The sequence below is a fragment of the Clostridium sp. OM02-18AC genome (assembly GCF_003481825.1).
Classification (GTDB): Bacteria; Bacillota; Clostridia; order Lachnospirales; family Lachnospiraceae; genus Brotaphodocola.
The window spans coordinates 39,155-60,304 of record NZ_QULW01000023.1 but is presented as its reverse complement, the minus strand read 5'-3'; the positions used below and the strand labels follow the sequence as shown (position 1 = coordinate 60,304).

The following is a 21,150-nucleotide window of genomic DNA, read 5'->3' as shown; positions in this document are numbered from 1 at the left end:
GTAGCTGTGTAACCCACCTGGGTAGCAGTAAGGGTGTCATGGACGCACCCCTGAAACTATGGAGCTATGCTTTGTAATCAGATGCTCGGTAATTCAATTGCCGATGTAGTTCACATAAGCGTTATGTTCAGGCAGAAAAGTGGGAGAATGCACTTGGCGCGAAAGAGAAATCTGCGAAAGAAATTTTGATATTTGCAGAGAAAAAATGACACATCCAAAGCGTAATATTTATATAAGGGGAGGTAAGTGTTTTCCGGCACTTGCCACCCCTTGTTATTTGTGATAAAATACACCTTAACGTATCAAATTTTCAAAAAAGGAATGATGAAAGATGGGGCTGAATCAGTAGGATCAATATTGTTCATTGTCCGCTTCTACGGCGTGATTGAGCGACTGCCCGTTATGGGCTGAGCGAGGACATGAATACGAGAAGCAACCTGTAAAAACAATGGCAGCGCAAACCTAAAGCAGAGACTGCCACGGACAACGAACAAATTGGAGGAAAAGCATGATGTTAAATATCAAGAAATACAAAAGAAACCCGGTCATCCACTACCCGGAGCGCGAGTGGCCAAACAAGGAAATCGAGAAAGCACCGATCTGGTGCAGCGTAGACTTACGTGACGGCAACCAGGCACTGGTAGAGCCGATGGTAGTAGAAGAGAAGATCGAGTTCTTCAACATGTTAGTAAAGCTGGGCCTTAAGGAAATCGAGATCGGTTTCCCGGCAGCATCCCAGATCGAGTATGACTTCTTAAGACAGTTGGTAGAGCGCAAGCTCATCCCGGACGATGTCCGCGTGCAGGTTCTGGTACAGTGCCGTGAGCACCTCATCAAGAGAACCTTTGAGGCCATCCAGGGCATCAAGAAAGTGGTCGTTCATATCTACAACTCTACTTCTACCTTACAGCGTGACGTTGTCTTCCACAAAAATAAGGAAGAGATCAAGCAGATCGCAATCGAGGGAACCGAGTTAGTCAAGAAATACGCAAAAGACTACGATGGTGACTTGATGTTAGAGTACTCTCCGGAGAGCTTCACCGGCACTGAGCTGGATTACGCACTGGAGGTCTGCACCGCTGTTCAGGATACCTGGGGCGAGGCAACACCAGAGAAGCCGATCATCTTCAACCTGCCGTCTACCGTAGAGATGAACACTCCGAACGTATACGCAGACCAGATCGAGTGGATGGATAAACACTTCAAGAACCGCGACAGCGTAATCTTAAGCGTTCACCCGCACAACGACCGCGGCACCGGCGTGGCAGCAACGGAGCTGGCACTGCTTGCAGGCGCAGACCGTGTCGAGGGAACCCTATTCGGAAACGGCGAGCGTACTGGTAATGTCGATATCTTAAACATTGCTTACAACATGTTCTCCCAGGGCATCGACCCGAAGCTGGAGATCGAGAATGTCCGCGAGATCGCAGAAGTATACGAGCGCTGCACCAAGATGACCATCGACCCGCGCCATCCGTATGCAGGAAAGCTGGTATTCACCGCATTCTCCGGCTCCCATCAGGATGCCATCAACAAAGGGTTGCAGGCTCTGCACGAGAGAAACGGCCAGTACTGGGAGGTTCCGTACCTTCCGATCGATCCGTCCGACATCGGCAGACAGTACGAGCCAATCGTTCGTATCAACAGCCAGTCCGGAAAGGGCGGTGTGGCCTTCGTTATGGATACGTTCTACGGTTTCAAACTGCCGAAGGGCATGCACAAAGAATTTGCAGACGTCATTCAGAAGATTTCCGAGCAGCAGGGTGAGGTTGCTCCGGAGCAGATCATGGAAGAGTTCCGCAAGAATTACTTAGACAAGAAAGAGCCGATCCACTTCCGCAAGTGCCAGATCACCGATACCGAGTCTTCCGATGGCGAGTTTGCAACGCTTGCCAAGGTTACCTATACCGACCACGGCATGGAGAAGACCTTCGAGGGTGTCGGCAACGGTCCGATCGATGCTGTACAGCGCGGTCTGGAAGAAGCACTTGGCATCCAGATCAAGGTTCTGGACTACAACGAGCACGCACTGAACTCCGGTTCTAATGCAGAGGCAGCATCCTACATCCACTTAATGGATAAGGACAGCGGCAGAGTGACCTACGGTGTCGGCGTAAGCTCCAACATCACCAGATCCTCGATCCGCGCTATCTTTAGTGCAGTGAACAGATTGTTCTTTTCCTAAAATGATGTAAAAATAGAAAAAGTGGCAATCGCATGAAACGGAATGCGATTGCCACTTTTTGACTGGGGAATTTGCCGATTGCTGATGGCAGATTCCTTTTTCTGTCATTGTTTTGATTGATCGTGTTCGATCTGTAATAGTATAATATCGTATTTTATGGTAGCAAAACTACTGAATATCAAACGTCATATACGTATCTTCTGGAATCTCCGTTTCATACATCGGATCCCCATTCGATTCATATGCGCTCTTCTCATAAATCTTTAAGTTGATCTTGCGGTCCTGGAAAAATCCGCCGAACGTATCCTCTCCGGATTCTCCATAGCTGTAATCCTGAACAGCTGCCTCATCGTTGATTCCTTTAATGACTTCACTTGCATATGCTGCTGCGTCTGCTCCGCTGGTACCATCTTTCACTACAATCGTAAGATCCACCAGGGCGTTGTCCTCATCAATCGTGAAGTCGATCGTGTCAGCCATTGGGTAATCATTTTCGTCTAGGTAAGTTTCGTTCACCTCATCGTGAAACTGATCCATATCCAACTGAATGTTGTTATAGATATTAAAGTCCGGTCCTTCTGTCTGTTCTTCCGGCTGTACAATGTTGCTCTTAGTGCATCCGCATAAAAGAATGGTGCAGCCTGCAGCTGCAAGAAATGCCTTTTTCCAAAATTTCATCATGGTTCTTTCCTCCTGTATTCTGCTTGTCAGTCGGCAACACAGAGGCTGATCGCAATCTGCTCCCCTATTGCTTTCTGACGGACGATTCTTTCTGATCCGCGCTCCGGCATTTGTGCCGAAAACAGATAACATTATATACGAAAGCCTTACGTTTGAACAGTGATTTTCGAAAAATGTAAAAATTTTTCACAGATTTCCCACAATCCGTGAAGCTTTCCTAGATGTCTATGCAAACAGTGATAAGTAAAGGGCGGGAAGAATGGAAATGATACTGTTTCCATTTTCCCCGCCCGCAAAAAAATTACGGTCTTGGTCCGGTTGTCAGTCCGACCTGCAGAACATAGTTGCCAGAGCTGGAATTGCTGTTGCTGCTACCCGGAGAGGTGTTATTGCTGGATGAATTTACCGTGCTTCCGTTAAAACTCGGATCATTCTTGCCGGTAGCCGGACCCGAGGCAACGTACTCATTGTTGCTGTTGTTATTGGAAGAAGAACTTCCCGGTGTGGAAGCAGCGTTGCTGACAGTAGGATTGGTGCTGCCTGGTGTAACACCGCCTGTTGCTGTGTTTGTAACAGAGCCCGGAGCAGAGCTGCCGGAAGAACTGTTGCCCGGGGTTGTATTGTTGGAAGGATTGCTTCCATTCAGTGCATTCCCATTACTCGTCATACATGCGCCGTTCGCAGCAAAACTATAGGAAACTCCGTCGATCTTTAACGTTGTGTTTGCTGCCATGCGACCTTTATCTGACGGATTTAAGTAATAGTAAGTTCCGTTAATCTGGATCCATCCGGTGAGCTTGTGACCGGAGTTATTAAAATAGTAATAAGAATTCTCAATCTGTTTCCATCCGGTTGACATGCGTCCATTTGCCGGATCCATGTAGTAGTCGTTGGTGCCGTCACTGAGCCATCCGATCAGCATTTTGCCGTCGGTGTGGAAATAGTAGTAAGCGCCGTCCACCTGCTGCCAGCCAGTAAGCATCTTTCCGTCATTGCCAAACATGTACCAGCTGTCCTTGATCGCCCGGGCACTGTTCACAGTGCATGTGCCGTTATCCGGGTCAAAGTAATACCAGCCATTGTCCATGTTCACCCATCCGGTCGCCATGGCGCCACTGTCGGATAGATAATAGTAGTTATTGTCGATGCTGACCCAGCCTGTGTGCATGGTGCCGTCGGTCAGCATGTAATAGTACTTGCCGTTATCCTTCACCCATCCGGTCGCCATAACACCATTGCCCTGGAAGTAGTACCATTTGTTATTGATCTTCAGCCAGCCAACGGTCATCTTGCCGGTAGATAAGTTCAGATAGTAGTAGCCATTGTCCGTGTTCAGCCAACCCTTGTGCAATTCCCCATTTGCATCATAATAGTAATAGGTACTGCCGCTCTGCTGCCAGCCAGTCGCGGCGTACGCAGTTACGCTGGAAAACAGGCTCATGGCACCGAGCATTCCGGCGAGTGCGGCTGCGGTTAATTTCTTTGTATGTTTCATACCGTTCCTCCTGTTTCGTACAATACAGGATTGCGCAGCGCAACACGCGGCGGCAATCCTCCGATAAATCGATTATAGCATAGGCATGATGGAAACTGGTAACATTTTTCTTACAATAAACAAACCTTTTTATAATACTGCTTTGCGTACCGGTACATGATCAGCGTATACTCGCCAAATTCCTCCCCAAGCGATGCTTTGTATACCGCCCACAGCGCCCACAAAAAGCCGCCGAGCGCAATGTAAGAGTAGATGATTTTCCGTTCCACAGCCTCCGGTTCCCGGTCAAAGTAGATCTCCATCAGCTTTTCTACAGCGTCCTCATCGTAATAAGAGTAGATGGCGCACATGCTGATGTCGATGAGCGGGTCGCACATACCGGAATATTCCCAGTCAATCAGCCGCACGGAACTGTCCGGCAAAAACAGAAAGTTATCTGCCACGCTGTCGATATGGGAAAGCACTTTCGGGCGGTTCAGTGCATCTAGTTGGTCCATCAATTCATTCATATGGCTGCGGACCACCGCGTAATCCTCAAACAAGGTGCCGCCATGAGCCGCGCAAAGCCCCTCATAAAAAGCAATCCGCTCCCTGATATTGAATTCATGGTCCACGGTCAGCTTCGATTCATGCAGTTTATGCAAGACCTTCATGCACGCAGCCACATCCTCCCAGCTGTCGGCACGGGAATTGCGGGCACCTTCATAGTATTCCGCAATTTTATATCCGGTTTCACCATTCATGTAGATGATGTGCTCCGAAATCTTCAGCGGCTGAATGGCGCGGTACACATCCGCCTCTTCCTTACGGTTGATGAGCAGTTCCGTACCAGGTCCCGGAATGCGGCAGATATAATGCCGTCCCTGCAGCTGAAAGAGGAAAGATTTATTCGTCATGCCGGATTTCAGGCAGCGGATATCGTGGATCTCCGATTCCGGCACCTCAAATACGCGGGAGACAAGCTCCAGTGCCGTGTTATCTGAATGATTCTGGTAACGTGGATCAAACTGACGCAGTTCCTCCAGGTTTTCAAACTCATAAATCTGATTTTCTGGCTGGCGGTTGATGTCCATCTCCAGTTCATCCAGATGCTCGATCAGCACATTCTCCCAGTAAAACTCTTCCGTGCCCGGAGTCTGGTAGTACTGTTCCAGCAGAGGCAAAAACTGTTCCGAAAACGTTTTGGAAAAGAACACCGGTCCGTACATGACCCAGGAATCGTGTCCGCCGACTTCCACGTGGGTGATGCGTCCTTTCTTATTATAAGAAAGACACCACTCCGAAGTGTTCCCTTCCATATAAGAAGAAGCATACCAGGCACCACACTCATACGCGTGGAACATATTGTCGCGCAGCCAGTTGTCGGAAGAGAGAATGTACATATTTTTTCCGGCAAGAACCTGGCGCGCCCGGTAGATCGTGGTCAGCGTATTCTTGGCAGCGTATTCCGGATTGTAGAGCAGCTTCACCTGGTATTTATCGATCAGGTATTCAAACTTCTCCTTTAAATATCCAACTGCAATGGTAATGTTCGTAATCCCCACTTCGTGCAGCTGTTTGATCTGCCGCTCAATCATTCGTTCCCCAAATACCTCCAGAAGTCCTTTTGGGGTCTCAAACGTCAGCGGTACAAAACGGGAACCAAATCCTGCGGCAATAATCAGCGCACCGTCTACCCTGAACTGTTTCAGAAATGCATCCCCTGCGCCGGTCAGCTCATAGGTACCGGCAACGCTCTTGCCCTGGGCAATCAGCCTTTGCTGCATCGCCTCTTTAATTAACGTGTTTACCGTACCAACAGAAAATCCTGTTTTTTGTGCCAGATCCCGCTGCGTAGAGCGCGGATCTTCCTTTATATAACGGCAGATTAAACCGATCCGATCCATGAAAAAATCCTCCATAATCCATAAAAACTGTTCAAAAATAATTTAAAATAGAAATATATGAACAATATAGCACAAAGCCAGACAGCCGTATACCCCACAAATAAAATTGTACTAATATTAATACATATTTCGCAAAAACTATAACTTCCGTAAGATTTTCGTAAGAAAACGCTTAGGGTTTCGTTATAGCATTTCAAAAAAAACTATATTATACTGTCATTGTGATGGAGAGATGGAAACTTCCAGAAGCAGTTACATAGAATTGCATTTATTCTTAAACGTGGAAAAAATGTAAAAAACTATTGATAATTTGCCTTATAGGAAGTATAATCGTCTCGTAATGCAATTTAGGAATTTCGTAGCAAATTCAAAAAAGTAAAAAGGAGAGTGCATTCATTATGAGAAAGCAGACTAAATTAGTTGCAGTTGCATCTGCAGCAGCTCTGTTAGCTATCGGTGGTGCTATGACTTCTTTCGCAGCTCAGGGTTGGGTTGAGGAAGATGGTACCTGGTACTACTACGACAAAGATGGCAATAGAGTAGAGGACGAGTGGAAGAAATCTGGAGACAACTGGTTCTGGCTGGATTCCGAAGAAGGTGGCGCAATGGCTACCGACAAACTGGTTGAGGATGATGACAACACCTACTACGTAGATGGCAACGGTGTTATGGTTACCAATACCTGGGTTAAGGTTGTTAACGAGGATCAGGATGATGATGATGATCCGGCTGAGTATCACTACTACTACATGCAGTCCAATGGTAAAGCATACAAAGGCGATGGCAGCAGCGTAAGCAAGAAAGTTATCGACGGTAAGAGATATGCTTTCGATGAGGATGGTAAGATGCTGTATGGTTGGGTAACCGAGACCGGTACCATGGCTAACGGCGAGGACGAGTGGTCTGGTTCTGATGTAACCTACTACTTTGGTTCCTGGGAAGATGGTTCCATGAAGACTGGCTGGCAGAAAATCAACGTTCATGATAACGAGGATGGCAAGGACGATGATTACGACTACTGGTTCAACTTCAAATCCAATGGTAAAAAACGTGCTCATGGAGATACCAGTGATACCTGGAAGAGCAACGGTAAATACTATCACTTCGATACTCGTGGTGTAATGGTTTACCAGTGGTATGAGACTGAAACCGCAACTGGTTCCAACTCTGCATCCGCTTCTAACTGGGCATACTTCAGCAGCCCAGAGGATGGTGCTCGTGTAACCAAGGGTTGGTTCAAGGTTGTAGCTCCTACCGAGGACAACAGCTTCTATGAGAGTGATACCACTTTCGCATCCAAGGATTCTGATGATGAGTCTGAGAGATGGTACTATTCCGATAGCAAGGATGAAGGCCTTGTAGTCGGCGAGATCAAGAAGATCAAAGGTAAATACTATGGCTTCTGGCCGGATGACGGCAAAAAGGGTGGTCGTATGTTAGTTGGTCTGTGCGCACTGGAGATGGATGGTTCTAAGATCGTTAGCGTTATCAATGATGATATGGATTCTGATGATCTGGATGACTTCATGGACACCTATGGCGTTCAGGCTCAGAAAGATACCAATGTATATCTGTACTACTTCGGCAATGCTGGTGATCAGGACAGCGATGGTGCTATGAAGACCGGTAATGTTTCCATCAACCTGGATGGTGATTCTTATCAGTTCTACTTCAAGAAGACCGGTAGCGCAGACAGCCGTGGTCGTGGCGTAAACGGTGTTGATGATGGCAAGTACATCTACAAGTATGGTCAGAAGGTTAAAGCTGATTCTGATGAGAAGTACATCTTAGTACATGCTTCTGGTAACATCAATGATAATGCTGTAACTGTTGTAGATTATGACAATGCTGACATCAAGACTATCAGTGGTGTTAAGGACTTCAGCTTAGCTGCTAAGAAAGATAGCGATGAGGATAACCTGAAGGGTTATGCTGGATTCGGTACTGCAGCAGAAGGTTGGTACCTTGTAAATACCAGTGGTAGAATCCAGACTGGCACCAAGTCCGGTACCAAGGATGGTTACGATATGTACTGGTTCATGTACAAAGATAACATCAAGTTCTACGCTGATGACAAGAATGTTGCTGATTACGATGAGTTAAAGAGCAACGGATGGCACACCTACTTTGATGCAAAGACTACTAAATAAATTTTAGTTTTCTGGTAATCAGACAAATAAAGGAAGTCAATGCAAGACTTTGAGCCTTGTGTTGGCTTCCTTTTTATGTTTAAAAGCGTGTTTCAAAAGAAAGGCGACCACACTTTTCTATGTGGTCGCCAGTCTTATAGATTGAATTGAAAGAAAACGAACTCTAATTATTTAGAAGCAGTTGTACCTTTCTTTACAAGACCCTTCCAATCGGTAATTACTTCACCCTTCTTGGAATCAGTATTTGCAGATCTCAGAGTCTTGTTGTCGGTGTATACCTTCGGGGTATAACCATCCAGATAGTAGTAGCAGTCGTTACCATCTTTCAGGGCAGTCTTGTTCTTCTGAACATTACCGCTAGTATTAACAAGGTATAAGTTAGCATCATTCAGCTGAGCGTAGTTAACATTCTCGTTATCCTTGTTCTCGTAGCTCTTATCCATAACTAAGATAGCGTCATCTTTGTCAACTTTCTCAACCTTAACACCAGAAGCGTTAACGTTGGTGCTACCAGCATTGTTCGGATTTACACGAACCAGCTGATACTTATCATCGCTGTCAGCTTTTACTCTGCAACCATTCATGTAGATGTACTTCTTATCATCGATACCAGTTACACCCTGACCCTTACCGCTCTTAGCAGTACCAGTCTTCTGGAAGTAGAAGTTGTAAGAATCACCATCAAGTTTAACAGTTACGTTACCAGTCTTCATAGAGCCATCAGTATCTGCATTGTTACCGAAGTAGTACAGGCAGATATTGGAGCCCCAGTTGCTCTGGTTGTAAGAAGCATTGCTATTGGTGTAGTTACCATCAAGGATATCATCCATAGCGTCAGAATCGATATCATCATCAACTACTGCTGCGATGGTTCCATCAGAGTTCATATCAAGGATGCAAAGACCAGTTAACATAGAACCAGCTTTACCCTGACCATCCTCCGGCCAGAAGCCGTAGTACTTGCCCTTAATGCTCTTAATCTCGCCTACATACAGAACGCCCTTATCACCAGCGTAGAACCATCTCTCGCTCTCGTCATCTGCCAGTTTCTTAGCAAACAGTTCGCTATCACTAAGGTTCTCTCTGAAAGTGTTGTCAGTGTCAGTACCAGCAGCAACTACTTTGAACCAACCCTTAGTCTGGCGAGCGCCATCCTCTGGGCTGTTGTAATAACGCCAGTTAGTAGCAGAAGCAGTGGTACCAGTAGAAATACTTGCAACCTCTGCCCACTGATAAATCATAACACCACGGCTATCGAAGCTGTAGTATTTACCATTGGACTTCCAGTTTTCTTTGCTTGCTCTCTTCTCACCGTTAGACTTGAAGTTGAACCAGTAATCATAGTCATCATCCTTACCGTCTTTGTCATCGTAAACGGTAACTTTCTGCCAGCCAGTCTTCATTGCGCCATCTTCCCAGCTGCCGCAATAGTACTTAGCGTTTTCCCAGCCATCATCACCAGTAGACAATTCGCCATCGTTGGTTACCCAACCATACAGCATAACACCGTCGTTATCGAAAGCATATTTTTTGCCATCGATTACACGGAATTTGGTATTGCTAGAATTGTCAGAAGCCTTGTAAGCTTTACCACTCTTCTGCATGTAGTAGTAATGATACTCAGCCGGATCATCATCGTCCTGATCCTCGTTAACAACTTTAACCCAGGTGTTGGTTACCATAGCACCGTTACCATCTACATAGTAGGTATCGTCGTCATCCTCAACGAGTTTGTCGGTAGCCATTGCACCGCCGTCCTCGCCGTCAAGCCAGAACCAGTTGTCTCCAGATTTTTTCCACTCGTTCTCTACTCTGCTGCCATCTTTGTCATAGTAGTACCAGGTACCATCTTCCTCAACCCAACCCTGAGCTGCGAAAGAAGTCATTGCACCACCCATAGCTAACAGAGCTGCTGCAGATGCAACTGCAACTAATTTAGTCTGCTTTCTCATAATGAATGCACTCTCCTTTTTACTTTTTTGAATTTGCTACGAAATTCCTAAATTGCATTACGAGACGATTATACTTCCTATAAGGCAAATTATTGGGAAGGGGAAAAGTGCGAAACAGTACTCTTGTAACGAATGAATAGGCACCGTATAATGAAGAGTAGGAACAGGAAAAACCGATTGGCAAAAAACTTACCAGTCAATAATCTGATTGATGATATTCTGCTGCTCTGTACTGGTCTTTCTCAAATAAATTCGGGTTGTCTCAATACTGGCATGCCCCATCAGGTCTGCTAGCATAGCTATGTCATTGTAGCGTTCCAGAAAGCTTTTCGCGAAACGGTGACGAAAAGAGTGAGGATAAATAACGGACGGATCCAGACCATAGCGTGCGCCAAAATGCTTCAGCTGCATGGCAATCCCCCTGGCGGTGATCAGCTCCCCATATTTATTCAAAAAGAGAAAACCACTTTCTTTTTTACTTTCTTCCATCCATTTCAACGTTTCTTTCTGCAATGCCGATGGAATATAAATACGGCGCAGCTTACCGCCTTTAGAATACAAATCCAAATATCCAATCCGAACATGTTCACATTTTATCTGTACCAGTTCACTGACCCGGGCACCGGTGGCAGCGAGAAATCTTACCACAAAATACCAATACATTTCATTATCTTTTTTCAAGCAATTCTTAAAATACAAATAATCCGCTTCACTAATCACATTTTCGAGGAATGGTTTTTGCTGTACTTTTACGGATGTCAATTTCCATTGCTTTTTCTCAATACTTTCCAGATAACAGTTGATAGCCCGGATCCGAAGATTGACTGTCTGCGGTTTGTAATGTTCAATTAGATAAACTTTGTAATCCCGCAGGTTCTGTTTGCTGAGCTTGTCATACTTTTCCTCGAACTGTTGAATCGCGTAGAGATACGAGGTAATCGTGTTTTTGGACAGATTCTGGTCAATCAGGTACGTTTTGAATTCTTCTTTCATGAAGTTCCTCCTTTGTGAAATAGTCGACAGGTTATTGCCTTTGAATGGAAAATCCAATCGATACAGGCAATATATCGTTCTATCATTATATCGGAACAACAGCGCGAAAAAGCCATCCAAATTCATATAAGACTGAAAGTGAAATTGGAAGATTCTTTTCCCGGGCAAGGCTTTATGCCTTATGAGAGAATTTGTTTCGTGTTATCATAATTCTATACGTAGTACGTATAGAAGGGAGTGTTGCATTTTCATGAAAAACCTCAATATCCCAGTCGGCATTTCTGATTTTGAAAAAATCCAGAAAAACGGTTATTACTATATTGATAAAAGCACTCTGATTTCCACATTACTGCAAACCGAAAGTACAGAAGTGACGTTAATCACACGTCCCAGAAGATTTGGAAAAACTTTAGCGATGAGTATGCTGGCAAGCTTCTTTGATATCCGAAAAGATAGCCGCCCATTTTTTGAAAAACTAGATATTGGACAATATACAGGAATTTGTGAAAAATGGTTAAATCAGTGGCCAACCATCTTTTTTACATTTAAAGATACTGATGGTTTGAATTTTCAGGATGCATACGGAATGCTGGAAACAATGTTTTCTTTTTTATTTCAACAGTATGATTTTTTATTAGACAGTGAACGGGTAACGGAATACGATAAGATTACCTTTCAAAAAATCGTAAGCCGCTCCGCTTCTCTTGCTGAGATTAAAACCAGCCTGCTGCTTCTCACCAAGGTACTCTGTACCCACTAAGGAAAACCAGTCATTTTATTGATGGATGAATACGATGTGCCGGTCGCAAAAGCCAGCACAAATGGCTATTATCAGGAAATGTTAAACGTGATCAAAGCCATTATGGGCACTGCTTTAAAAGACAATCCGTCCCTGAAGTTTGCAGTGATTACCGGTTGTTTAAAGATTACAAAAGAAAGCATTTTTACAGGAACAAACAACTTTGTTTCAGATAGTATTTCCTCAAATCGATTGAATGAATATTTTGGTTTTACAGAAGAAGATGTTCAGAAGCTGCTCCGTGATGCCGGATTAGAAAACCATTCATCTGAAATCAAACAATGGTATGACGGTTATCATTTTGGAGATTTGGATGTCTATTGTCCATGGGATGTTACGAATTATGTTCACGATCTCCTGATAAATCCGAGTGCAGTTCCAGAAAGCTATTGGAAAAATACAAGCGATAATGCGATTATCCGCTCGTTTATTGATTATGCTGGAAGCAATATTACAAAAAATTGGAAACCCTGCTTTCTGACCAGCCGATTACTCAAAAAATGGAAGAAAACTTGACTTATGATTATCTTCATGCATCTGAGGATAACTTATGGAGCGTTTTGTACCTGACTGGATATCTGACAAAAGCGCTGTTTGATCAGGCAGAAGTTGTGCTGCCAGAAAAGACGGAATCGCTGCTCATCATCCCCAATGCCGAAATTCGTGAGATTTTTGAAACAACCATCAAAAAGTGGTTTGATGAAATCGCTCGTTCCTGGGATCGGAAGACCTTATTCCATGCTATTTGGAGCGGAGATAGCGAAACCGCGACTTCGGAAATGAATAAATTACTGCGAAAGACCATCAGTTATCACGATTACAAAGAAGACTTTTACCATGCTTTCTTTGCCGGTATTTTTGCTGATGCCGCTTATTCTGTGGAATCAAACAAAGAACACGGCGAAGGTCGCAGCGATGTGATTGTATGCGCTCCAGAAAATGGACAAGTAGCAGTGTTTGAAGTAAAATATACAGATAACCCACAAAAACTTTCCGACGAGTGTGATGTGGCACTCAGACAAATCGATGAGCGTATGTACGCGAAAGAATTCGAGGATGCCTATGACCAGGTCTTGTGTTATGGAATTGCGTTTTTCAAAAAACGTTGCATGATCAAGAAAAAATAGTTAACAGGCAACACATGGCGTACCTACTTTGGCGCTAAGGAAAGCTAATTAATTTAGTTTTTAAAAATCAGATAAACCAAGAAAGCTACTACATAGATTATTCTGTGCAGTAGCTTTCTTGATTTATATCGCCCCACTAAAAATGGCGGGAAGCTAAGTTCCCGCCATAAAATAGTATTTTGCTATTTTTGATTAGTCAAGGTATGCAGCAATACCAGCAGAAGTGATGTCTTTGTTATTCCAGTTACTCTTCAGGTTACCGTAACCAGTGTTACCATTAACTTTACCATCATTCAGGTCTTTGCTGTCGGTGTACATAATGATGTTGTCTTTGTACATGTACCAGTACCAGTCATCACCATCTTTAACACCAGTCTTGGTGCCAGTCTGAATCTTACCACTGGTATTAACAAGATACCAGCCCTGGGATGCAGTGCCAAAGCCATACAGAACATTGGTCATACCCTTGTCGTCTGCGTTAGACTGACCCCTGCTCAGACCAAGAAGTGCTCTTACCTCAGAACCATCGTAATCATCTACAGTTACAGCACTGGTAGAATTGATATCGCCAGTAGCATGAACAAGGATGTACTTATCCTCAGTATCAGCTTTAATCTTCTTACCATACTTATAGATGTAGTCGCCCTTCTCAACACCAGTTACACCACGACCTCTGCTCTCAGAACCACCATTGTTGCGGAACTTGAACTGGAAAGTATCGCCAGACAGGTTAACAGTTACATTACCAGTCTTCATATTGCCATCAGCATCAGCAGCGTCAGCATCACCGAAGTAATACAGATAGGTATCTGCGCTGTAGTTACCAGCATCTACACCATCCATGAAGTTGTCAAGATCGTCAGAATCCATATCTTCTTCGATAACTTTAACGATCTTCTCGCCATCCATCTCAAGTACGCACAAACCTTTCAGCATTGCGCCACCCTTTTCTCCATCGTCCGGACGGAAGCCATAATATTTGCCTTTGATCTTCTTGATCTTACCAGCTACCAGACCCTCTTCACGACCATCGTTGTAGTACCAACGAGCGTCTTCATTTCTAACACCATCAACAGATGCGAAAGACTCGGTATCCAGCTCTTTGAAGGAAGTATCCTCGTTCGGACCTACTACCTTGAACCAACCTTTAACAACCTTAGCACCATCTTCTGGGCTATTGAAGTAAGACCAGTTAGATGCAGAATGCAGGTTGCTGGTGGTGTTCTCGGTCGGATACCACTGGTAAACCATTACACCACGCTCATCGAAGTGGTAGTACTTACCATTGTTCTTCCAGGTAGCGTCTTTATCTTCGACACCGTTGTTCAGCTGTACACGTTTCTTACCATTGGACTTGAAGTTGAACCAGTAATCATACTCGTCATCTTTGTCTTCGCTGGTATCGGTAACAGTAATCTTCTGCCAACCAGTCTTCATAGAACCATCTTCCCAGCTACCGAAGTAGTAGGTTGCGTCTGCCCAACCATCTTCATCGTTAACCATGGTGCCGTCTGCGTCTACCCAGCCGTACAGCATGATACCATCCTCATCGAATGCGTACTGCTTACCATCGATGGTCTTCTTGTTTACTTTATCGCCGCTTCCTTTGTAAGCTTTACCATTAGCCTGCATGTAGTAGTAATGGTACTCAGCCGGATCATCCTCTTCGTCCTGATCCTCGTTAACAACTTTAACCCAGGTGTTGGTTACCATAACGCCATTAGCGTCTACATAGTAGGTCTTGTCATCATCCTCGATTAATTTGTCGGTAGCCATTGCGCCACCTTCTTCGGAATCAAGCCAGAACCAGTTGTCTCCAGATTTTTTCCACTGATCTTCTACTCTATTGCCATCTTTGTCATAGAAGTACCAGGTACCATCTTCCTCAACCCAACCCTGAGCTGCGAAAGAAGTCATAGCACCACCGATAGCTAACAGAGCTGCTGCAGATGCAACTGCAACTAATTTAGTCTGCTTTCTCATAATGAATGCACTCTCCTTTTTACTTTTTTGAATTTGCTACGAAATTCCTAAATTGCATTACGAGACGATTATACTTCCTATAGGGCAAATTATTGACAGGATGGATTTGCGTATTGAGAGAGAAGAGTTATAATAAAATTTGGATTATAATGGAGAAATGGGCATGTAGAGTTTGCGTTTTCATGATTGGAATGTGTTGTAATATGCATGGTGACATTGCGTTTTTGTTGGTTGAATGATATACTATATTGGATTATACGAAATAAATAAATGAATAGAGGAACACATGAAAATAGATGAAAAATATAAAAGATTGATAAAATTGTTTTTTTCAATGATTATGGTTTTACTGATAACTGTATTGTATCATCAGTTTTGGGTACGATATTTTAATAAGGTTATTTTATATCCTTTTTATCGTCGAGGAATGTGGATGATGGCAGGAATTTATGCGGGATTGTTAGTATTTTTCATGAATACTTATGGTGGCTTCAAAATTGGGTATTTGAGAAAATGGAATTTAATTTATTCGCAAATTTTGTCGTTGGCATGTACGGATTTATTCACATATTTTCAATTATCTGTTTTGGATAAACGGATGTTTGATGTGAAAGTAGTGTTTGTGCTGTTTGGTGTTGAGATAATAGTCGTTGTTTGTTGGACGATGGTATTTCAGCTTTTTTATGCTAATGCATTTCCGCCGAGGCGTATGATTTTAATTTCAGGAGACAGATCGGATTATCATCTATTAGAAAAGATTAATGCAAGAGATGACAAGTACATTATATGTGAAACTATTAATTATCAAGAAAATAAGAATCAAATTATCAAAAAGATAAATGAATATGATTCAATTATAGTCGGAGATATTCCATCACATGAACGAAATAAAATAATTAAATATTGCTTTGATAAAGGAATACGCACGTATAGCGTACCTAAGATATCTGATATTTTATTAAAAAGTTCGGATGAATTAAACCTTTTTGATACGCCACTGTTGCTTTCTCGAAATATGGGATTAACAATAGAGCAGCAATTTATGAAACGTATAATCGATATTGTTGGTGCGATATTAGGAATGTTTATAACAATTCCAGTATTTGTTATTGTTTGGATATGTATAAAATTAACAGATGGTGGACCTGTATTATATACGCAGATTCGTCTCACTAAAGATGGCAGACCGTTTAGAATATATAAATTTCGAACAATGGTGCAAGATGCAGAAAAAATTGGCGGAGCACAATTGGCCACAGATGGAGATCCACGTATTTTGCCAATTGGACGGCTGTTAAGAGCTACTCGTTTAGATGAATTGCCGCAAGTATTCAATGTTATAAAAGGGGATATGTCTTTAGTTGGTCCTAGACCAGAACGTCCAGAATTAGTAAAAGAAATCATAAAAGAAATTCCAGAGTTTCCAAACCGAATGAAAGTAAAAGCTGGATTAACAGGTTACGCGCAAGTGTATGGAAAATACAATACAACAGCATATGATAAATTGAAATTTGATTTAATGTATATTAGAAAATATTCTATTTTATTAGATTTAAAGTTGATTATTATGACACCTAAAATTTTGTTAATGAAAGAAAGTACAGAAGGCGTGAAAAAATAAAGTTTATTGTGTCTGGAAAATGGATGTCTTTAAATAAAGTGAATATTTTGCAGTATGTTTACGAGAATGCATTAGAGAATGAAGAATGATCTATTAAGGATCCTTGTTTTAGTGGAGTTTAGTAGTTAATAGGAGATGACAATGGTTAGTCTTAGACAAAATTTTAAAAAAATATTATTAGTATATGGAGCATATTTTTTGATTGCTGCAATATTTTATTTAGTTGCAGGAGAACAGATTCAAATAAAACATTATGTTTCTCAAGAAGTTGTACCGGATAGTAATGTGGGTGAACTGACATCTGGATCATTAATAGAGCAGGAATTAGAATGTCCGTACCAGAACTTGGAACAGATATCTCTTGAATTTATGAATTATATGCGAGAAAATTCAGGAGAGATATTCTTACAATTGAAGGAAAAATCGAGTGGTAAAGTTATAAGTGAAACCGCAATTGATGTTCGAAATATAGAACAAGATATGAACTTTTTATGGACATTTAATCCTGCTATAAGCGTGAAAACGGATGATAAGTTGCTTCTGTCTATTACATCAAATTCAGAGCCAGGAAAAGCTGTTTCTGTGTATTATGACTCCAGAGAATCTTATAATGAGAATAATTTATATATCAATGGGAATGTTGCGCAAGGAACGTTGGCAGTTCAGACAAGTTTTTCATCTAGATATTTTTTCGGAAAATATTTCTGGCAGATTGTTGGCGCTATAGCAGTGTTGTCTTTGGGATATTATATATCATCGCTGGCATTAGCAACAAAAGGGCATTACACACTTGGAATGCAATTTTATACTGTATGGAATAAGTATGGTTTTTTGATAAGACAATTAGTTTCACGAGACTTTAAAACAAAATATAAACGTTCTGTATTAGGTTATTTATGGAGTTTTTTAAATCCACTTATGACTATGACAGTACAGTATGTTGTCTTCTCTCAATTATTCCGTTCAGATATTGCAAACTTCCCAGTTTACTTATTATCTGGAATTGTTTTATTTGGCTTTTTTACAGAAGGAGTTGGGCAAGGATTAAGTGCAATTCTTGCGAATGCATCTTTGATTACAAAAGTGTATGTTCCTAAGTATATCTATCCTGTGACTAAAGTTGTATCGAGTTCAATCAATTTATTTATATCATTAATACCGCTGTTGATTGTAGTACTTTTAACGGGGCAGAGAATTACAAAAGCAATAATATTACTTCCATTCCCACTATTGTGCCTATTGATCTTTTGCATTGGCATGAGCTTTATGCTTAGTACATCAGAAGTCTTTTTTCGTGATACACAGTACCTGTGGGGAGTGGCAACATTAGCGTGGACATATGCTACACCATTATTTTATCCGGAAAATATTATTCCTGAAAGAGTCCGTTTTATTCAAACGTACAATCCTATGTATCATTTTATTAAGTTTGTCCGAATTATTTTAATGGATGGTGTTTCTCCAACACCAGAAGAGTACTTATATTGTTTGGCGTTTGCTTTTGGCACATTATTGATTGGCGCATTGATATTTAAAAAATTTCAAAATAAATTTGTTCTTTATATATAAAGGAGTTTAACATGGTAAATGTGGAACATGTAACAATGCAGTTTAATATGGCTAACGATAAAATTATTAGCTTAAAGGAAACTGTTGTTGCACTTTTGCGAGGCAAGTTAAAGTATAAAAAATTTACTGCTTTAGATGATGTTAGTTTTCAAGTAAAAAAGGGAGAAGTAGTTGGGATTATCGGAAAAAATGGAGCCGGAAAAAGTACGCTGCTGAAAATTATTGCGGGAGTTTTACAACCAACTAAGGGAAAAGTGACAGTCGATGGCAGAATAGTTCCAATGCTTGAATTAGGTTCTGGGTTTGATATGGAATTAAATGGGGTCGAAAATATATATTTAAATGGTGCTATATTAGGTTATTCAAAAGAATTTTTGGATAGTAAATTCGATGAAATTGTTGAGTTTTCTGAATTGGGAGAATTTATTTATATGCCAATTCGTAATTATTCATCAGGTATGATGGCGCGTTTGGCTTTTTCAATAGCTACAGTTGTGAAACCAGAGATATTAATTGTGGATGAGATTTTATCAGTTGGCGATGCCGGATTTCAGGCGAAAAGCTTAAATCGTATGATGGAATTAATGAGTGGAGGAACAACAGTTTTATTTGTCACTCATACGCTAAAACAGGTAGAAGAATTGTGTAATCGTGCAGTATGGTTGGAAAATCATAAGGTAAAGATGGTTGGAGATGCAAAAGAAATATGTGAAGAATATAGAAAGATGTGGAATGCATGATGTGTTTTATTTCTAGATGTTATCGTGGATTAAAAAGAAGATATAAAAGATTAATTGCTCCTAAGTTAAGTATTTATGAAGAGAAAAAAAACGTAGAGGGAATAAGCTTTGCGAATCATAAAAAAGTATCAGCAATTATTCCAAACTTTAACTATGAAAAATATTTGGATGAGCGAATTGATTCTATTTTATTTCAAACATATCCAGTAAGCGAATTGATCATATTGGACGACTGTTCCACAGATCATAGTGTGCAATTGATTGAAGAACGCATAAGAGCAAATAGAACTGGAATACCAATGAAATTAATTAAAAACGATAAAAATTCAGGGAGTGTATTTGCACAGTGGCAGAAGGCATTTGCATCTGCTACGGGTGATTATGTTTGGATTGCTGAGGCGGATGATAGTTGTAGTGTACATTTCCTTGAACATATTATGGAGGGATTTAAAAATCCAGATGTGGTTATTTCTTATTGCGAGTCATTGACAATGGATGAAAGCAATCGGTTGCTTATGTCTGATTTGAGAGAGTGGATTGACATATATCACACAGGTAAATGGAATAAAAGCTATATCAATGATGGGACGAATGAAGTTTCAGATGTGATGTGTATTAATAATACATTGGCGAATGTTTCAAGTGCTGTATTTAAAAAGGGTGACTACCATAATATCTTGGAAGAAGCGAAAAAATATCGTCTTGCAGGAGACTGGTATACATATATGAATATTTTAAGATTGGGCAAGATTGCATATTGTAAGGAATCGTTAAATTACCATAGGATGCAAAATAAGGGTGTAACTCTAACAACAAATGCGAAGAAGGAGTTTGATGAGATTGTTTCATTACAATCATATGCTATGAAACATTTTGATATAACAGAAGAAGTAAAGGAAAAAATTTATGAGAGACGTGCAACAAAACGTAGACAGCTTGGCTTGCAAGGATATCATGCTGTCGATTATTATTCCAGTATATAACACTGAAAAGTATTTGAGTAAATGTTTAGATTCAGTTTTAAATGCTGTAAGCAAATTGAATTTCGGAGTGGAAATCCTGCTGATTAATGATGGATCGACGGATCAATCGGAAATTGTAATTGAAGAGTATCAAAATAGATATCCTGATTGTATTTACAGTTATAGTAAACCGAATGGTGGTTTATCCAGTGTAAAAAATTATGGCTTGGATCGGGCTAAGGGAAGATATGTTTCGTTTATTGATTCAGATGATTATATTGAATCAGAAATGTTTAGTGACATGATGAACCAGGCTTTAGCAGCATCGGCAGACGCGATTGTATGTGATATTAAATTAGTATATGATAATGGGGCGGAACGTATATGGTCTTGCACAAACGCAACAAAGGCTGAAGTATATGAAGCTGTAATTGATATGCCGATGATGGCAAGCTCATGTAATAAGATCATAAAAAGAAAATTGTTTTCAGAAATTAGATTTCCTGTTGGAATTAATAATGAAGATATAGCGGTGACGCCTATTGTTCTTGGTCGTGCAAAAAAAATTATTGCAATCAATAAGCCATATTATAATTATTATCAAAGAAGTGGTTCTATACAGAACAATACATTTAGTGAAAAACGTTTCGCACTTTTGAGAACGGCAAAAATTTGTATTGATATGGCAAAAGAACTTGGAAGCGAGAAGCAAAATATAATTAAAAATTCATTGTATGCGCATCAAATTTTAGCATTAGCACTTTACCCAATACGTGAACAATCTTTTTTTAAACGTAGGCATTTACTTGGTGTTTACATGAAAGAAATCAACAGTATGTTTCCTGATTTTTGGAAGAATTCTGCTGTGCGCACCTATGGAGTATACGATGGTGAAAAAGAAAAGGTATTTAAGCAATTATCTATAAAACTGTTACGGCGGAAGTGTTATTTTATGGTTTGTTGTTTCTGGACTGTTGTTAATATAGTTTTAAATAGATGATTGATAA

General features: G+C 41.3%; 14 protein-coding genes and 1 pseudogene. 9 read left to right on the top strand and 6 right to left on the bottom strand.

The features are described 5' to 3' along the window. Window positions 1–511: 511 nt before the first annotated feature. Window positions 512–2,185, top strand: coding sequence for a 2-isopropylmalate synthase (gene leuA, locus DXB18_RS14385; RefSeq protein ID WP_118708581.1), 1,674 nt, complete (start codon window positions 512–514; stop codon window positions 2,183–2,185). Window positions 2,186–2,353: 168 nt separating this feature from the next. Here the strand turns inward: leuA and DXB18_RS14380 are convergent, their stop codons facing one another. The 3 genes from DXB18_RS14380 to DXB18_RS14370 all read right to left on the bottom strand — a co-directional run bounded on the left by DXB18_RS14380 (window position 2,354) and on the right by DXB18_RS14370 (window position 6,247). Next, the gene (locus tag DXB18_RS14380) at window positions 2,354–2,866 is read right to left on the bottom strand and encodes a hypothetical protein (RefSeq protein WP_118708575.1); all 513 of its coding nucleotides are present in this window, start codon (window positions 2,864–2,866) and stop codon (window positions 2,354–2,356) included. A gap of 301 nt (window positions 2,867–3,167) precedes the next feature. After that, complete coding sequence (locus DXB18_RS14375; RefSeq protein WP_118708573.1) at window positions 3,168–4,361, bottom strand: cell wall-binding protein; 1,194 nt, start codon at window positions 4,359–4,361, stop codon at window positions 3,168–3,170. A gap of 110 nt (window positions 4,362–4,471) precedes the next feature. After that, entirely contained in the window at window positions 4,472–6,247 is a 1,776-nt protein-coding gene (locus DXB18_RS14370) for a sugar phosphate nucleotidyltransferase (RefSeq protein WP_118708571.1), read from the bottom strand. 398 nt (window positions 6,248–6,645) lie between these two features. On the opposite strand from DXB18_RS14370, the gene DXB18_RS14365 reads away from it, so the two are divergent. Then, window positions 6,646–8,397: a hypothetical protein gene (locus DXB18_RS14365; RefSeq protein ID WP_118708569.1), complete on the top strand. Its 1,752-nt coding sequence runs from the start codon at window positions 6,646–6,648 to the stop codon at window positions 8,395–8,397. A gap of 167 nt (window positions 8,398–8,564) precedes the next feature. Here DXB18_RS14365 and DXB18_RS14360 read toward each other — a convergent pair whose 3' ends face one another. Next, the gene (locus DXB18_RS14360) at window positions 8,565–10,349 is read right to left on the bottom strand and encodes a cell wall-binding protein (protein ID WP_182430601.1); all 1,785 of its coding nucleotides are present in this window, start codon (window positions 10,347–10,349) and stop codon (window positions 8,565–8,567) included. 189 nt (window positions 10,350–10,538) lie between these two features. Next, window positions 10,539–11,342 carry a tyrosine-type recombinase/integrase gene (locus tag DXB18_RS14355; RefSeq protein ID WP_118708567.1) on the bottom strand — a complete coding sequence of 268 codons (804 nt, stop codon included), beginning with the start codon at window positions 11,340–11,342 and terminating at the stop codon, window positions 10,539–10,541. 181 nt (window positions 11,343–11,523) lie between these two features. Here DXB18_RS14355 and DXB18_RS16885 point away from each other — a divergent pair. Together DXB18_RS16885 and DXB18_RS16880 are read left to right on the top strand one after the other, a co-directional pair. Further along, window positions 11,524–12,657 (top strand): annotated as a pseudogene (locus tag DXB18_RS16885) (AAA family ATPase). Beyond that, on the top strand, window positions 12,603–13,268 hold the full coding sequence (locus DXB18_RS16880; RefSeq protein WP_347560901.1) for a PD-(D/E)XK nuclease domain-containing protein: 666 nt from the start codon (window positions 12,603–12,605) through the stop codon (window positions 13,266–13,268). The pseudogene DXB18_RS16885 and the gene DXB18_RS16880 overlap by 55 nt, the downstream one beginning before the upstream one ends. 192 nt (window positions 13,269–13,460) lie before the next feature. Here the strand turns inward: DXB18_RS16880 and DXB18_RS14345 are convergent, their stop codons facing one another. Continuing rightward, complete coding sequence (locus DXB18_RS14345) at window positions 13,461–15,251, bottom strand: hypothetical protein (RefSeq protein WP_182430600.1); 1,791 nt, start codon at window positions 15,249–15,251, stop codon at window positions 13,461–13,463. A gap of 286 nt (window positions 15,252–15,537) precedes the next feature. Here DXB18_RS14345 and DXB18_RS14340 point away from each other — a divergent pair, with 286 nt between their 5' ends. The 5 genes from DXB18_RS14340 (at window position 15,538) to DXB18_RS14320 (ending at window position 21,143) form a co-directional block, all read left to right on the top strand. Further along, complete coding sequence (locus tag DXB18_RS14340) at window positions 15,538–16,872, top strand: exopolysaccharide biosynthesis polyprenyl glycosylphosphotransferase (RefSeq protein ID WP_118708565.1); 1,335 nt, start codon at window positions 15,538–15,540, stop codon at window positions 16,870–16,872. Between the two features lie 141 nt (window positions 16,873–17,013). After that, on the top strand, window positions 17,014–18,441 hold the full coding sequence (locus DXB18_RS16375; RefSeq protein ID WP_207665798.1) for an ABC transporter permease: 1,428 nt from the start codon (window positions 17,014–17,016) through the stop codon (window positions 18,439–18,441). A gap of 11 nt (window positions 18,442–18,452) precedes the next feature. Then, complete coding sequence (locus tag DXB18_RS14330; RefSeq protein WP_118708563.1) at window positions 18,453–19,181, top strand: ABC transporter ATP-binding protein; 729 nt, start codon at window positions 18,453–18,455, stop codon at window positions 19,179–19,181. Beyond that, window positions 19,178–20,164 carry a glycosyltransferase family A protein gene (locus tag DXB18_RS14325; RefSeq protein WP_118708561.1) on the top strand — a complete coding sequence of 329 codons (987 nt, stop codon included), beginning with the start codon at window positions 19,178–19,180 and terminating at the stop codon, window positions 20,162–20,164. The genes DXB18_RS14330 and DXB18_RS14325 overlap by 4 nt, the downstream gene beginning before the upstream one ends. Beyond that, the gene (locus tag DXB18_RS14320; RefSeq protein ID WP_118708559.1) at window positions 20,088–21,143 is read left to right on the top strand and encodes a glycosyltransferase; all 1,056 of its coding nucleotides are present in this window, start codon (window positions 20,088–20,090) and stop codon (window positions 21,141–21,143) included. Before DXB18_RS14325 ends, DXB18_RS14320 begins: the two co-directional genes overlap by 77 nt. The last annotated feature ends 7 nt before the right edge of the window (window positions 21,144–21,150 follow it).